Raw genomic sequence first — 14,121 nt, 5'->3', positions numbered from 1 at the left:
GCGGGGCGTACGATAAGCAGGACGCGGCCCGCCGCGTGCACCATGAGCGAAGGATTGACCCACACACCGGAGCAGCTTGAAACCCAGCGGCGGCTCCGCGCGGTCAAGTTGTGCATCGTCACCAGTGCACTGGTTTGTATTGTGGAACTGGCGCTGGGTATTACGCTCGGTCTGGCCAGCCTGGTTGCCGAGGGCATTCACACGCTGCTGGACGGCCTTGATTCGGTCGTCGTGCTGATTGCGGTGTACATCGCGGCGCGACCGGCCGATCGCTCGCACCCGTTCGGCCATGGCAAGTTCGAGGCGCTGGGGGCGTCGGTCGAGGCGTCGTTCGTGATCGCGGCGGCGCTCGGCATCGCGTACGAGTCGGTGGATCGGATTATTCACGGCAAGTCGCCGGAGGCGATTCCGTGGTACGTGGTGGCGGCGATGGGCGCGGCGTCGGTGCTGTACCTGTTTGTGTCGTTGTACCTGCTGCGTGAGGCGCGGGCGACGCGTTCGCCGGCGGTCTATGCCGAGGCGATGCACTTACAGACGCATATCTATATTACGGGCGGATTGGCCGTCGGCCTGCTCATCGGCGCTGTGGGCAACTATCCGCTGGTGGACAATCTTCTGTCGCTGGGCGTGGCGGTGTGCCTCGTGTTCATCGGGCTGCACATCTTTCGGGAGGTGTACCGGCAGTTCACCGACGCGGCCCTGCCGAAGGAGGATCTCGATCGGATTGCCGCGCTGATCCAACCGTTCGCAAGCCGATTCGTGGAGGTGCATGGTCTGCGCACACGGCAGAGCGGGGCGGAGCGGCACATCGAGATGCACCTGGTCGTGTTGCCGGAGACGACCGTCGCGACGGCGCACGCGCTGGGGCACGAAATCGAGGATGCCATCGCCACGCACTGGCCCACGGCACGGACCACGGTTCACATCGAGCCGTTGAACACGGCCGACGCGAACCATCACGAGTGGACGAAGGACCAGCCGAAAGTTCGCACCGACGACGATTCGCCCAACGCGCGCGAGTTTATTCACTAAGCTTGGCGGTGTTTGGCGCGGTGCGTCGGCGACCCTAAAATCGGCTCGGCCCGGAGCGGATCCGCTCGATGCCCGGTGGGGAGTTCTTTCGGGCACGGCGGCATGATTGCACCATCGAGGAACACACCATGGTTGTCGGCGAGTTCACGCAGGAAGTCGATCTTCTGATTATCGGGGGCGGGCCTGGCGGTTACGTCGCGGGCGTCTACGCCGGTGATCACGGCATCAAGACGGCGTTGATTGAAAAGGCCGAGGTGCCCGGCGGCGTCTGCCTTCGCGAGGGGTGCATTCCGAGCAAGACGCTTCTGCACGTGGCGAAGGTCATCGACGAGGCGCACGAAGCAGCCGCGTGGGGCGTCACGTTTGGCAAGCCCCAGACCGATGTCGCGAAGCTGCGCGACTGGAAGAACGGCGTCATCAAGAAGCTGGCCGGCGGCGTGAAGACGCTGCTCGCTTCGCGTAAGGTGGACTACATCACCGGCATCGCGGAGTTCGAGGATTCCAAGACGGTGCGCATCGAGGGCGGCGAGGTCGCGCGCGTCAAGTTCAAGCACTGCATCATCGCCACCGGATCGGTGGCGAAACTGCTGCCCGAGAAGATCATGCCGCGCGAGTTGTGCTGGGACGCGGCCGACGCCCTGAAGATGCAGGAAATTCCCAAGCGGCTGCTGGTCATCGGCGGCGGCTACATCGGCCTCGAGTTGGGTCAGGTCTACGCCACGCTCGGCAGCGAAGTCACCGTGCTGGAGGCGCTGGACAGCCTGCTCATGGGGGCCGACGCCGATCTGACGCGACCGTTGTTGAATAAGCTGAAGAAACAGTTCAAGGCGATTCTCACCGGCGCAGCGCTGAAGTCGGCGAAAAAGAGCGGCAGCGCCGTCGCGATCACGTTCTCGCAAGGCGGGCAGGAGCAGACGCTGGAATTTGACCGCGTGCTCGTCTCGGTCGGCCGACGACCGAACACCGACAACTTGGGACTGGAGAACACCAAGGTGGCGGTAAACGACCGCGGCTTCATCACCGTGGACCCGCAGCGGCGCACCACCGACAAGCGTATCTTTGCGATTGGTGACGTGGCCGGCGAGCCGATGCTGGCCCACAAGGCCAGCCGCGAGGGCAAGGTCGCCGTCGAAGCGATTCTCGGCAAGCCGACCGTGTTCGATCCGGCGTGCATTCCGGCAGTGGTCTATACCGACCCCGAAGTCGCCTGGTGCGGCGTGACCGAGGCCGAGGCCAAGGCCAAAGGCCTGGACGTGAAGATCACCAAGTATCCGTGGAGCGCCAGCGGCCGCGCCGTCGCGATGGGCCGCACCGATGGTCTGACGAAGCTCATTTTTGACAAGTCGTCGCAACGGTTGCTGGGGGTCGGCCTGGTCGGTGCCCACGCGGGCGACCTGATCGCCGAGGGAGCGCTGGCGATTGAAATGGCGGCCGTGGCCGAGGACATCGGCACGACGATCCACCCGCACCCGGCCACGAGCGAGACGCTGATGGAAGCGGCCGAGGCGATGTTCGGCAGCGCGGGCCACGTCGGGCATTGATGGGCGCATGGGTATTGGTGAGGTGCGTCGAGCGCGCTTCGTTGGCTCGCGGCCTTTTCTCGCACCGGCTAGGATAGCCCGCGATGGCAGATTATTCCGTCCAAACCGACGTCTACAACGGCCCGCTGGATCTGTTGCTTTATCTGATCCGGCGCGACGAGGTGGATATTTATGACATCCCCATCGCGCGGGTGACGGAGCAGTATTGCCGCTACGTCGAGACGCTCGCGGCGATCGATCCGAACGTCGCCGGCGATTTCCTCGTCATGGCCGCCACGCTCATGGAGATCAAAAGCCGCATGCTGCTGCCGCGGCCGCCGGTCGAAGAGGGCGGTGAGGAAGACCTGTCCGACCCGCGGCTGGAACTGGTGCGGCAGTTGCTGGAATACAAGAAGTTCAAGGACGCGTCGTTCGAGCTGGGCGCGGCGGCGCAATTGCAGGCCATGAAATGGTCGCGCATCCCGGCGCGCGATGTGATTCCAAAATCCAACGCGGTGGACCTTGAAGACGTGCAGATCTGGGATCTCGTCGCCGCGTTCAACCAGTTGATGTCCTCCATCGGCGCGAAGGCGCCGACGCACGACGTGCTCTTCGACGACACGCCGATCTCGCTCCATGCGACCGACCTGCTGGACCGGCTCGTGCGCGAGGGGCGCGACCTGGGCTTTGAGGAAGTGTTCATCGGGCGAACCAAGGTCGAGATGATCGGCCTGTTCCTGGCGCTGCTGGAGCTGATCCGTCAGAAGCGCGTCGCCGTGCGACAGGAGCTGCTGCACGGGCCGATTTCGATCACGCTGCTGTCTGCCGAGCCGATCACCGTCGGCGGCGAGTGGGAATACAACCGGGCCGGCGAAGCGGCGATGGCGGGCCGTGCTCCGGAAGACGATTCCGAGGCAGCCGATGAGTCCGGCGAGGACACGGTCGTAACCGAGGCTGGCGCGCGGCGGGGCGCGGCGGATGACGACGGAGCAGAGATGCTCGACGAACTGGACGAGGAGGACGCGGCGGCCTTCGCCGAGCTGGATCGCATCAAGACGGATATAGATATCGACGCCGTGCTGCACGAAGGGGTCGGCGAGACCGACGACGAGGAGCAACCGTGACGCCTTCCGAGAAGCTGACGCAACTGGGGTTGACCCTGCCGCCGGCGCCGCAGGCCATCGGCTCGTACCTCCCCGGCATCCGCGCGGGCCGATTGATTTTTGTCAGCGGGCAGCTGCCCTTTCTGAACGGCCAACTGACCGCGACGGGCAAGGTCGCGACGGAGGTCGATCTTGAGGCGGCCCGCGCGGCCGCGCGTCAGGCCGGTCTGAACGCCCTTGCCATCGCCGCGGACGTCGCCGGCGGAATCGACCGGATCGGTCGCATCGTGCGCCTGGCCGTCTTCGTGAACAGCGCGCCGGGTTTTTCCGATCAGCCCAAAGTCGCCAACGGCGCGAGCGACCTCATGGTCGAAATCTTCGGAGAGGCCGGTCGCCACGCGCGCGCCGCCGTCGGCGCGGCGGCGCTTCCGATGAATGCCGCCGTCGAGGTGGAACTGATGGCCGAACTGGCGGGTGACGTGCCATGAATCCGCGCCGCACGCCAAACCTGACCATGCTCGGCCAAGCCGAGGCCGTGCCCGATCCGACGCGTCAGGTGCTTCGTCCGGTCTGGTGGAACCAGGGGGCCGGCCCGCGCGGGGCGCTGCAGCTCATCGATCAGACCCTTCTGCCCAACGACGTGCAATATATTACGTGCGTGACACTCCAGCAGGTCTGGGACGCCATCAAGACGCTTCAGGTCCGCGGCGCCCCGGCCATCGGTGTCGCCGCCGCCTACGGCGTGCTCGTCGGCCTTGATGAGTTCTACGAGATCGACGATTGGCGCTTCCGCACGCGGCAGATCTGCGATTTTCTGGCCACGAGCCGCCCGACCGCTGTCAACCTCTTCTGGGCACTGGACCGTATGCGCCGCAAGGCCGAGGCCTTGCCCGCCGGACTGGAATGGGAAGCGGCTTTTCAATCCCTGCTCATCGAGGCCCATGCCATTCGCAACGAGGACGCCGCCATGTGCCGCGCGATCGGCGCGGTCGGTCGAGATCTCATTCCCGACGGCGCCGGCATCATCACCCATTGCAACGCCGGCGCGCTGGCCACCAGCGAGTACGGCACCGCGCTGGCTGCCATGTACGCGGCGCACGAGGCGGGCCGAAAATTTCGCGTGTTTGTCGACGAAACCCGCCCGCTGCTTCAGGGCGCGCGGCTCACGTCCTGGGAACTCTCCCGCGCCGGCATCGAAACCATTCTCATGTGCGACAACATGGCGGCTGTCATCCTCGCGCAGAAGCAGGCCCAGCTGGTCATCGTCGGCGCCGATCGCATCGCCGCCAATGGCGACACCGCCAACAAGATCGGCACGTACGGATTGGCCGTGCTGGCTGCCGCGCACAGCGTCCCGTTCTATGTGGCCGCGCCGGTCACGACGTTCGACACGTCCATCAAGGACGGCTCGGGGATTCCGATTGAGTTCCGCGACGCGGAGGAAATTCGCCGCGTGGGCCTGGATCGCTTCGCCCCGGTCGAGGTGCCCTGTTTCAGCCCGGCGTTTGACGTGACCCCCGCCTCGCTGATTACCGGAATCATCACCAACAAGGGTCTGATTCACCCCGTCACGCCTGACCGCATCCGCCAGATTCTGGGCCGCTGAATTTCGCTGATATCACAAGGCTAACAGGCTCGTAACAGCCCGATAGGAACGGGTTTCTGACGCTTTATGGCCAGTTTGCTATGCTTCATTCGGCAACCGGATTTCGCGGCACCACGGCGATCGTGACGCTGCCGCCGCGACCCGCGATCGTTCGCACAAAACCCCTTGAAAGCCGGGCGGGGGGCGGGTAGCATTAGGGAGAGATGGAAGCAGCCGGTTTGCCCGGCGGCGGCCATTCCAGCCTGCCTGCCGTAGCCTGCCTCGGGGAATTTGGCGGAGAAGTTTGCGATGATGCGACGTTACAAAGCCGCGAAGCTTGCGCTGATGATTCTCTCCGGCGCGTTTCTGACCCAGCTCGGTTCCTGCACCGTGATGGCGCTGCAGACCGGGGTGACATCCTTGTCGCCGTCGTTGATTGATGCGAACGGCCGATTCCTGGGCATCTTCAACGTGTGCGGCGTTCCGAACGTGCAGGTGATCGGAGAGAACGGCGCGCCCACCGGCGGAATCCTGAACGGCGGCGACGATCTGTTCTACGGCTGTCCGGTGACAACCATCGGCCCGTGACCAGGAGTGACTTAAACGTGCCTCGCTGAATAGACAGTTTGAGGAAGCGATCCATGAAATCCATGACCCATGCACGAAAACTGCGGAAGCTGATGCTCGGCGCGACGGCGATCCTCGCCGGCGGGACGGTCCTGAACAACGGCTGCGTCAACACGCTGGCGTCGATCCCCATCTGCGGCACCGTGTTGACGTTCTGCACGCCGGCGGATCAGTTGAACCTGATGTTCCCGCTGCTGGAGACGCCGGACTTCAACGCCGATCCGTCCTGCACCATCCCGCTGGGGTGCGGTACAAGCGACGTCTATCAGAATATTCCGCCTGGATTCCCTGGCGGTGATGCAACGGAACCGCCGACGAACAACCAGGGCGGCGGCCTTGGAGGCCAGGGCGGTGGTGGTGGCGGTGGCGGTGGCGGGATCTGACGCCACGCGGACGAATGACGCTTAACTCTCAAAGGCTCGCGCTCATCGGCGCGGGCCTTTTTTTATGAACCGGCGCATCGCTTCGAGCGTCTCATCGCTGACATGATGCTCGATCCCTTCGGCGTCGATCTCGGCCGTCGCGGACGAGACCCCCAGCGCGACGAGAAACAACGCCACTTCTTCGTGCCGCTTGCGACAGCGCTCGGCCAGTGCCTGGCCCTGCGCTGTTAGGAAAATGGCTCGATACGGCTTGGCCTGCACCAGCCCCTCGCGGCACAACCGCCGGATCGTCTTGGCCACCGTCACGTGGGACACCCCCAGCCGCGCCGCGAGTTCCACCGATCGCGCTTCGCCATTCTGACGGATCAACTCATCAATCAATTCGGCGTAGTCCTCGGCCGTCTCGGCGGCGTTGGATTGGCGGCTGGCGCGGAAGGCGTCGGCGTGGTTGCGCCGGCTGCGCGCTGGAGCACCGGGCGTTCCGGAGGCCGGTTTCCGGGCGGCGGATAGACGTTTTCGAGCCACGAGGCAGCTCCTAACGCGGGCCATGGCGAGCCGGCGGAATATCTCGCCGTCTCCATTGCGGCAAATTGTAGCCTATGCTACACTTCTAGGCCACGGAGATAGATTGTATGCCCCATCTTGTTTGGTTCAAATGCCGGAGGCCGGTCCTCCTCGGGCTTCTCGCGCTGGTGCTCGTGCCTTCGACGGCCGGCTGCCGCGAAGCCCCCCCGAGCGGGCAAGCCGCGGCCTCGCCCGGCGCCGGCACGGCGACCGACGCCCCCCTGAAAGTCGTCTGCACAATCGGCATGATCACCGATGTGGTCCGCAACATCGGCGGCCCGCGCGTCGAGGTCACCGGCCTCATGGGGGAGCACGTCGATCCGCATCTTTACAAAGCGACGCCGGCCGACCATCGCGCCCTGTCCGCCGCCGAGGTCATCTTCTACGGCGGTCTTCATTTGGAAGGCAAAATGGCCGATCTGTTCGTGCAGATGGCGCGGAAGAAACCCGTGTACGCCGTGACGCAGGATATCGACCCGTCAAAGTTGCGCGAGCCGCCGGAGTTTGAAGGTCAATTTGATCCGCACGTTTGGTTCGATGTGTCGCTGTGGCAGTCCGCCGTCGGCACGATCCGCGATGGGTTGAGCGCAGTGAGGCCGGCGTGGAAAGACGAGTTTGCCGCGCGCGCCGCGGACTACACCGCAAAGCTGGACGAATTGCACGACTGGTGCCGTTTGCGCATCGCGTCGCTGCCGGTCGAACGGCGCGTGCTGGTGACGGCGCACGACGCGTTCGGGTATTTCGGCCGGGCGTACGGCATGGAGGTGCTGGCGATCCAGGGGATCAGCACCGAGAGCGAAGCGGCATTGAAGAAGATCAATGATCTGGTGGATACGCTGGTTGCTCGGAAGATTCCCGCGGTGTTCATCGAGAGCAGCGTGAATCCGCGGACGATTCAGGCGCTGATCGAGGGCTGCAAGGCGCGGGGCCACGTCGTGCGCATCGGCGGCGAGCTGTTCAGCGACGCCATGGGGGCGGCGGGGACGACCGAGGGGACGTACATCGGCATGGTGCGGCACAACGTCGAGACGATTGTAAAGGCGCTGCAATGACACCGCGGGCAAGCTCACCATCGGTGATGAAGGCCGAAACCAGCGAATCGGGTGCGAATCGAGTCCAACCGGCTTCGCCACGCCCCGATGCCGATGAATTCAAGATGATCGCTGTCGAAGTGCACGATGTGACCGTCGCCTATGACCGCAAGCCGGTGCTGTGGGACGTGGACCTGGAGTTGCCTGCCGGGCGATTGATCGGCGTCATGGGGCCGAACGGCGCCGGCAAGACGACGTTGCTCAAGGCGGTGCTGGGTCTGGTGCCGATCGCCAGCGGGCGGATCGAGATTTTTGGTCAGCCGCTGGCACGGTGTCGCCGCCGCGTGGGTTATGTACCGCAGCGCGAAACGGTGGACTGGGATTTTCCCGTGAGCGCGCTGGATGTGGTGCTGATGGGCCGATACGGGAGGCTGGGCTGGCTGCGTCGTCCGGGGCGAGCGGATCGCGCAGCGGCGATGGAGGGTTTGGCGCGCGTGGGGATGGCGGATTATGCGCACCGTCAGATCAGCCAGTTGTCGGGTGGTCAGCAGCAGCGGGTGTTTCTCGCGCGGGCGCTGGTACAGGATGCGGAAGTCTATTTCATGGATGAGCCGTTTGCGGGGGTCGATGCGGCGACCGAGGCGGCGATCGTGGAGTTGCTCAAGGCGCTGCGCACGTCGGGACGGACGGTCATCGCCGTGCATCACGATTTGCAGACCGCGCCGGAGTACTTTGATTACACGGTGCTGCTGAACTTGCGCGTGGTGGCCGCCGGGCCGACGCGCGAGGTGTTCAACAACAAGAATCTTCAGGAGACCTACGGCGGGCGGCTGACGATCCTGGACGCGGCCGGCGAGGCCTTGCGCCAGGCGAAGCGGGTGTAAAAAGCCGGTGCGTCGAAAACGCACGCGATGCAGCGGGAGCGTTTCGCTGTTACTCCAATGACGGATGAGCTTTTTCGATTGCTGACGCTTCAGGATCCCAACACGCGGATCGTGCTGATCGGCACGGGCCTGTTGGGATTGTGCTCCGGCGTGATCGGCAGCCTCGCGGTGTTGCGCCGGCGAGCGCTGATGGGCGATGCGCTCGCGCATGCGGCGCTGCCGGGGTTGTGGGTGGCGTTTTTCCTGACGGGCGATCGGAGCTTCCTCGCGCTGCTCGCCGGGGCGGCGGTCGCCGGCGCGCTGGGTGTCGCCGCCGTGGCATTTATTCGCGATCACACGCGCGTGAAGGAAGACGCCGCCATCGGAATCGTCTTGAGCGGCTTCTTCGCCGCAGGGTTGTGCTTGTCGCGCATCATCGGCGATCTGCACCTGGGTAACTCGGCCGGACTCGACGGATTCCTGTTCGGCAAGGCCGCCGCGATGCTGCCCGAGGATGTTTGGACCATCGCCGCGGTCGCCGCCGCGACGGTCGCAATCGTGACACTGCTGTTCAAGGAGTTCCGCCTGCTTTGTTTTGATCGTGAATTCGGCGCGTCGCAGGGCTGGCCGGTGCGACGGCTGGACCTTGCGCTGATGCTCCTGCTGGTCGTCTGCACGGTCGTCGGACTGCCGGCCGTCGGCGTCGTGCTGATGGCGGCGCTGCTGATCATCCCCGCGACCGCGGCTCGATTCTGGACGCATCGGCTCCATCGCATGATCGTGCTGGCCGCGTTCTTTGGGGCCGTCTCCGGCGTCGTCGGCAGCGCGATCAGCGCCCTGCACGCCAAGATTTCGACCGGCCCGGCAGTGGTACTGACTTCGGCAGTGATCTTCGCCCTGTCGATGCTCTTCGCCCCGCAGCGCGGCGTCGTGGTGAGCCTGATTCGCCGCCGCAGCGTGAATCCGCCCGCGCCGGTAGTGCGATCGGGAGGCGCCGTCGCATGAAGGCCGCCGCGCTGATGCCGATGCTGGCCATGCTCACGCCCGATGATGGCTGGGTGATGGCGACCGCCGTCCTGTGCAACGTGGCGTGCGCGGTGCTCGGGTGTTTTCTTGTGCTGCGGCGCATGGCGCTGCTGGGCGACGCGATCTCGCACGCCGTGCTGCCGGGCCTGGCCCTGGCGTTCATTCTCACCGGCACGCGGCACGTCGTGCCCATGCTGATCGGCGCTTTGATTGTCGGCGTCTTCACCGCCTACGCGACGCAGTTGCTGCATCAGTGGGGAAAGGTCCCCGAGGACTCCTCAATGGGCGTCGTATTTACGTCACTCTTTGCGCTCGGCGTCCTGCTCATCACCTTCGTCGCCGACAGCGTCGATCTCGACCCCGGCTGCGTGCTGTACGGCGATATCGGCGCGGCGCCGGGCTATCCGCTCATTCTCTTCGGCCGCGAATGGCCCCTCCCGCGCCAAACGGCCATCCTCGCCGGCATGTGCGCCGTGAATCTCATGTTTGTGACGCTCTGCTACAAGGAATTGCAGATCGTCTCGTTCGACGCGTTTCTCGCGACGACCATGGGCATCAGCGCCACACTCGTTCACTACCTGCTCATGACGCTCGTCGCCGCGACGGCCGTGGCCTCGTTTGAGGCGGTTGGTTCGATTCTCGTCGTCGCCATGCTCATCGCGCCGCCGGCCACCGCATACCTGCTGACCGATCGGCTCAAGACGATGCTCGTGCTGGCGGCGGTGATCGGCGCGGTGAGCGGAGTGATCGGCTATCTGATCGCGGCGTACGTCATCGACACGCCGCCCGCCGCGATGATGGCCACGGTTGCGACCGCGTTCTTCGCGCTGGCGGTGTTTCTTGCGCCGCGGCACGGTTACATCAGCAAGCGCTGGCGGCAGTGGACGCTTGCCCTGCGCATCGCGCGCGAGGACGTGCTCGGAATGGTGTACCGATGGGAGGAGCGCGCCGGCGGCCGGCCCCTGACCGTGGACGTGCTTTTTGACTCGATCGGCGCGACGCGTACGTCCCGCTCGGCCGTGCGAACGCTGCTGCGTGATCGACTTCTTGAGCCGTCGCAGCAGACGCTTCGGCTGACCGACGCCGGGCGCGCCGCGGCCGCGAGCCTCGTCCGGGCGCATCGCTTGTGGGAGGCCTATCTGAACAAACACTTTCCGCTCCCGTTGGATCACCTGCACGAACCGGCCGGTCGGATGGAGCATTACGTCGGGACGGAGCTTCAATCGCGGATCGAGCAGGAGATGCCCGGCGTCGCCGACCCGCACGGGAGTCGCATTCCCGAGACACCATGAGCCAAGGGCAGCAGGAGCGCTCCGGACGCACCTTCGCGCTGATGCGACGCCGCGCCGCAGACCGGTTAAGATGTCTTCATGGCCGATGGAGCGGCGATGATCGTCACGGATGCGGCGGCAAAGCTCGAACGCGCGAATGCCATCCTTCGGGAACTGGGCAGCGCAGCGGTAGCCTTCAGCGGTGGGGTCGATTCTACGCTCGTCTTGAAACTGGCGGTCGATGCGCTTGGCACGGAGCGCGTGCTGGCCGTCACGGGCGCAAGCCCCAGCGTCGCAGCGAACGAATTAGCCGACGCCCGTCGCCTGGCGGAGCATATCGGTGCGCGGCATGAGGTCATTTCAACGCGGGAGTTTGAAAATCCCGCCTACCTCGCCAACCCCGTCAATCGCTGTTATCACTGCAAGACCGAACTTTATTCGCGTATGACGCCGCTGCTTACGCGGCATGGGCTGGCGACCATCGCTTCCGGCACCAACGCCGACGATTTGGGCGATCATCGCCCGGGTCTGCTCGCGGCGGCCGAGTTCGGCGTTCGTGCCCCGCTCGCCGAAGCCGGATTGACCAAAGCCGATGTCCGCGCGGCGTCGCGGTGGCTCGGTCTGCCGACGGCCGACAAACCGGCCGCCCCGTGCCTGTCGAGCCGCTTGCCCTATGGGGAGGCGGTCACGCCGGAGAAACTGGCGATGGTGGAGCAGGCCGAGCAGGTCCTGCGGGGCGAGGGGTTGGTCGAGTGTCGCGTCCGCCATCATGGGGATGCGTCGCGGGGGGCGCTGGCGAGGATCGAGGTCCCTCGCGGGCAGATCGCGCGATTGGCCGAGCCGGCGCTTCGGCAGCGCGTCACGGAGGCGTTGCGATCGCTCGGGTATGCATACGTCGCGCTCGACCTTGAGGGCTTTCGGTCGGGCAGTCTGAATGAGGTGATCGCGTTCGGAAAGCGACAAACATAGTCGATTCCAGCGGACTCGATGACGTCGGCTGGCATGGGCAGCGCCGCTCCATTTTTCGCACTTTCGGGCCGTGCGTAGCGACACATCCCAAAAAGGTCAGATAAGTATGGAGTGACGCGCCTAGGATTGAACGATGTGAATTGCTCATTGGTAATCGCCGATGGGCCTACTGGTGTACCGCCACAGGGCGCGAATCGGCCCTTCCGGTTTGCCGGGTTGAGTGTGCGCAAACGAGCGACGCAGGGTGGTTGTCGCTCCAACGAGGAGGCAGGTTCGACATGGTTGCTGATGCCGGAAATGGCAATGGGCGCGGCCACGGTTTTCGCGAGTTGTCGGGTCGGCATATTCTTGTCGTCGAGGATTGCTCTTCGACGCGCGGATTGATCGCACGGTTGCTTAGCCGCGAAGGGGCACACGTCTCGGTCTGTGACAATGGCAAGGCCGCGGTCAACATCGTGCTCGACGGCCGCGCGTCCGACTCCCCGGTCGAGGCCGTTCTGATGGACATGGACATGCCGGTGCTCGACGGCCACGCGGCCACACGCCTGCTTCGCGCGAAGGGATTTGACCGCCCGATCATCGCGCTGACGGCCGAGTCAACCGGTCCGGAACGCGACACATGCATCGTGGAGGGCTGTGACGATTACATCACCAAGCCGGTCGAGACGACGATTCTGATTCGAGTGATTCTGGGGTGTCTGTCGCGCGCGGCGACGAAGTAGAACCGGACGGTCAGGACGGCGGGCGCGCCAGCAGGACGCGCTCGATGAATCCCGTATCGATGTTGGCGTTGGCGAAATCGGCGTTGGCGAAGATCTCGCGCAACAGCGGTATCGTCGTCTTGATCGGTGCGATGTGAAACTCGGCCAGGCAGCGCTGCATGCAATGGATCGCCTCTTCGCGCGTCGCCCGATGCACCAGCAGCTTGCCCACCAGGGAATCGTAATTCGGGCCGATGGTGTAGCCCGCGCAGGCGTGCGAATCAAACCGCACGCCGAAGCCGCCTGGCGCGCGGAATTCCTCGATCCGACCCGGACAAGGGCGGAACCCGTTGGCCGGGTCCTCGGCGTTGATTCGCACTTCGATGGCGCAGCCGTTCTGTGGGATGTCCTTCTGACGCAAGGTCAGTTTCTCTCCGGCGGCGATGCGAATCATCCATTGGATCAAGTCGATTCCGGTGACCAGCTCGGTGACGGTGTGCTCGACCTGGATACGCGTGTTGACTTCCAGGAAGTAAAAATCACCATTTTTGTCAACGATGAATTCCACGGTGCCGGCCGAGTAATAATTCGCCGCCTCGACCAGCTTCACCGCTGCGGCGCACAGCGCCTGTCGCGTCTTGTCGCTGATCGCCGGCGAGGGCGATTCTTCCACCAGTTTCTGATGCCGCCGCTGAAGCGTGCAATCACGCTCCCACAGATGAATCCGATTGCCGTGCTGGTCCGCGAGGATTTGCACTTCGACGTGCCGCGGCTGCTCGATCAACTTTTCAATGTAGACGCGACCGTCCTTGAAGGCCGTTTCGGCTTCGTTCCGAGCGTTGCGAATCTGTGTGCGCAGCGTGACTTCGTTATGTGCCACGCGCATGCCGCGGCCGCCGCCGCCGGCCGCCGCTTTGATCATCACCGGGTAGCCGATCTCCGCCGCGAGCTTGACCGCGTGTTCGTCGTCCTCGACGACGCCATCGCTGCCGGGGACCGTCTTGACGCGAGTCTTCTTGGCCAGCTTCTTCGCCGCCGCCTTGTCGCCCAGCAGGCGGATCGCCTCGGCGCTGGGGCCGATGAATTCGATCTTGCTCGCGCGGCACTGCTCGGAAAAACTCGCGTTCTCGGCGAGAAACCCGTAACCGGGATGAATGGCGTCGACGTTGGCGACCTCGGCCGCCGCGATGATTCGATCCGATCGAAGGTAACTCTGCACCGACGGCGCAGGGCCGATGCAGACACGCTGATCTGCCAGTTGCAGGTAGGGCGCGTCGCGGTCGGCTTCCGAGTAGACCGCGACGGTCTGAATGCCCATTTCCTTGCAGGCGCGGATCACCCGCAGGGCGATTTCGCCTCGATTGGCCACAAGGATCTTGGAGAACTTGCGTTTTTGCACGGTTGGTCGGGACGCCCCTAACGCCACGTTGACTCCTGTTCGTATTC

The 14,121-nt window shown here is 64.7% G+C and carries 15 protein-coding genes; 13 read left to right on the top strand and 2 right to left on the bottom strand.

Annotated features, from left to right (window positions below; all coding sequences use genetic code 11):
- The first annotated feature begins 54 nt into the window (after nt 1–54).
- The 7 genes from HRU71_07745 (at nt 55) to HRU71_07715 (ending at nt 6,250) form a co-directional block, all read left to right on the top strand.
- The gene (locus HRU71_07745; GenBank protein ID QOJ03386.1) at nt 55–1,032 is read left to right on the top strand and encodes a cation transporter; all 978 of its coding nucleotides are present in this window, start codon (nt 55–57) and stop codon (nt 1,030–1,032) included.
- A 128-nt stretch (nt 1,033–1,160) separates the two neighbouring features.
- Nucleotides 1,161–2,573, top strand: a complete 1,413-nt coding sequence (gene lpdA / locus HRU71_07740; protein ID QOJ04953.1) for a dihydrolipoyl dehydrogenase — start codon at nt 1,161–1,163, stop codon at nt 2,571–2,573.
- A gap of 83 nt (nt 2,574–2,656) precedes the next feature.
- A complete protein-coding gene (locus tag HRU71_07735) occupies nt 2,657–3,676 on the top strand; it encodes a segregation/condensation protein A (protein QOJ03385.1) in 1,020 nt (339 codons plus the stop codon).
- The gene (locus tag HRU71_07730; GenBank protein QOJ03384.1) at nt 3,673–4,143 is read left to right on the top strand and encodes a RidA family protein; all 471 of its coding nucleotides are present in this window, start codon (nt 3,673–3,675) and stop codon (nt 4,141–4,143) included. Before HRU71_07735 ends, HRU71_07730 begins: the two co-directional genes overlap by 4 nt.
- 26 nt (nt 4,144–4,169) lie before the next feature.
- Nucleotides 4,170–5,261 (top strand): S-methyl-5-thioribose-1-phosphate isomerase, encoded by a 1,092-nt coding sequence (gene mtnA, locus HRU71_07725; protein QOJ04952.1) that lies wholly within the window; start codon nt 4,170–4,172, stop codon nt 5,259–5,261.
- A 288-nt stretch (nt 5,262–5,549) separates the two neighbouring features.
- Nucleotides 5,550–5,828, top strand: coding sequence for a hypothetical protein (locus HRU71_07720; protein ID QOJ03383.1), 279 nt, complete (start codon nt 5,550–5,552; stop codon nt 5,826–5,828).
- Nucleotides 5,829–5,881: 53 nt separating this feature from the next.
- Entirely contained in the window at nt 5,882–6,250 is a 369-nt protein-coding gene (locus tag HRU71_07715) for a hypothetical protein (protein ID QOJ03382.1), read from the top strand.
- 42 nt (nt 6,251–6,292) lie between these two features.
- Here HRU71_07715 and mntR read toward each other — a convergent pair whose 3' ends face one another.
- On the bottom strand, nt 6,293–6,799 hold the full coding sequence (mntR, locus tag HRU71_07710) for a manganese-binding transcriptional regulator MntR (protein ID QOJ03381.1): 507 nt from the start codon (nt 6,797–6,799) through the stop codon (nt 6,293–6,295).
- A gap of 83 nt (nt 6,800–6,882) precedes the next feature.
- Between mntR and HRU71_07705 the strand changes: the two genes are divergently transcribed.
- The 6 genes from HRU71_07705 to HRU71_07680 all read left to right on the top strand — a co-directional run bounded on the left by HRU71_07705 (nt 6,883) and on the right by HRU71_07680 (nt 12,696).
- A complete protein-coding gene (locus tag HRU71_07705; protein QOJ03380.1) occupies nt 6,883–7,866 on the top strand; it encodes a zinc ABC transporter substrate-binding protein in 984 nt (327 codons plus the stop codon).
- A 104-nt stretch (nt 7,867–7,970) separates the two neighbouring features.
- Nucleotides 7,971–8,729: a metal ABC transporter ATP-binding protein gene (locus HRU71_07700; protein ID QOJ03379.1), complete on the top strand. Its 759-nt coding sequence runs from the start codon at nt 7,971–7,973 to the stop codon at nt 8,727–8,729.
- Between the two features lie 57 nt (nt 8,730–8,786).
- Nucleotides 8,787–9,713 (top strand): metal ABC transporter permease, encoded by a 927-nt coding sequence (locus HRU71_07695; GenBank protein ID QOJ03378.1) that lies wholly within the window; start codon nt 8,787–8,789, stop codon nt 9,711–9,713.
- Entirely contained in the window at nt 9,710–11,026 is a 1,317-nt protein-coding gene (locus HRU71_07690) for a metal ABC transporter permease (protein QOJ03377.1), read from the top strand. Before HRU71_07695 ends, HRU71_07690 begins: the two co-directional genes overlap by 4 nt.
- 96 nt (nt 11,027–11,122) lie before the next feature.
- Nucleotides 11,123–11,974, top strand: coding sequence for an ATP-dependent sacrificial sulfur transferase LarE (gene larE / locus HRU71_07685; protein ID QOJ04951.1), 852 nt, complete (start codon nt 11,123–11,125; stop codon nt 11,972–11,974).
- A gap of 278 nt (nt 11,975–12,252) precedes the next feature.
- Complete coding sequence (locus HRU71_07680; protein QOJ03376.1) at nt 12,253–12,696, top strand: response regulator; 444 nt, start codon at nt 12,253–12,255, stop codon at nt 12,694–12,696.
- A gap of 10 nt (nt 12,697–12,706) precedes the next feature.
- Here HRU71_07680 and accC read toward each other — a convergent pair whose 3' ends face one another.
- On the bottom strand, nt 12,707–14,074 hold the full coding sequence (gene accC / locus HRU71_07675) for an acetyl-CoA carboxylase biotin carboxylase subunit (protein ID QOJ03375.1): 1,368 nt from the start codon (nt 14,072–14,074) through the stop codon (nt 12,707–12,709).
- Nucleotides 14,075–14,121: the final 47 nt, after the last annotated feature.

The sequence above is a fragment of the Planctomycetia bacterium genome, from assembly GCA_015200345.1.
In the GTDB taxonomy this organism is placed as follows: domain Bacteria; phylum Planctomycetota; class Phycisphaerae; order UBA1845; family UTPLA1; genus PLA3.
The sequence above is the reverse complement of the archived record's forward strand: the minus strand, read 5'-3'. Positions and strand labels throughout refer to the sequence as shown.

Excerpts from the sequence above, each read along its gene's own strand:
- lpdA (QOJ04953.1), top strand. The coding sequence starts at position 1,161 with ATGGTTGTCGGCGAGTTCACGCAGGAAGTCGATCTTCTGATTATCGGG.
- HRU71_07735 (QOJ03385.1), top strand. The coding sequence starts at position 2,657 with ATGGCAGATTATTCCGTCCAAACCGACGTCTACAACGGCCCGCTGGAT.
- mtnA (QOJ04952.1), top strand. The coding sequence starts at position 4,170 with ATGCTCGGCCAAGCCGAGGCCGTGCCCGATCCGACGCGTCAGGTGCTT.
- HRU71_07720 (QOJ03383.1), top strand. The coding sequence starts at position 5,550 with ATGATGCGACGTTACAAAGCCGCGAAGCTTGCGCTGATGATTCTCTCC.
- HRU71_07715 (QOJ03382.1), top strand. The coding sequence starts at position 5,882 with ATGAAATCCATGACCCATGCACGAAAACTGCGGAAGCTGATGCTCGGC.
- mntR (QOJ03381.1), bottom strand. The coding sequence starts at position 6,799 with ATGGCCCGCGTTAGGAGCTGCCTCGTGGCTCGAAAACGTCTATCCGCC.
- HRU71_07705 (QOJ03380.1), top strand. The coding sequence starts at position 6,883 with ATGCCCCATCTTGTTTGGTTCAAATGCCGGAGGCCGGTCCTCCTCGGG.
- HRU71_07700 (QOJ03379.1), top strand. The coding sequence starts at position 7,971 with ATGATCGCTGTCGAAGTGCACGATGTGACCGTCGCCTATGACCGCAAG.
- HRU71_07695 (QOJ03378.1), top strand. The coding sequence starts at position 8,787 with ATGACGGATGAGCTTTTTCGATTGCTGACGCTTCAGGATCCCAACACG.
- HRU71_07690 (QOJ03377.1), top strand. The coding sequence starts at position 9,710 with ATGAAGGCCGCCGCGCTGATGCCGATGCTGGCCATGCTCACGCCCGAT.
- larE (QOJ04951.1), top strand. The coding sequence starts at position 11,123 with ATGATCGTCACGGATGCGGCGGCAAAGCTCGAACGCGCGAATGCCATC.
- HRU71_07680 (QOJ03376.1), top strand. The coding sequence starts at position 12,253 with ATGGTTGCTGATGCCGGAAATGGCAATGGGCGCGGCCACGGTTTTCGC.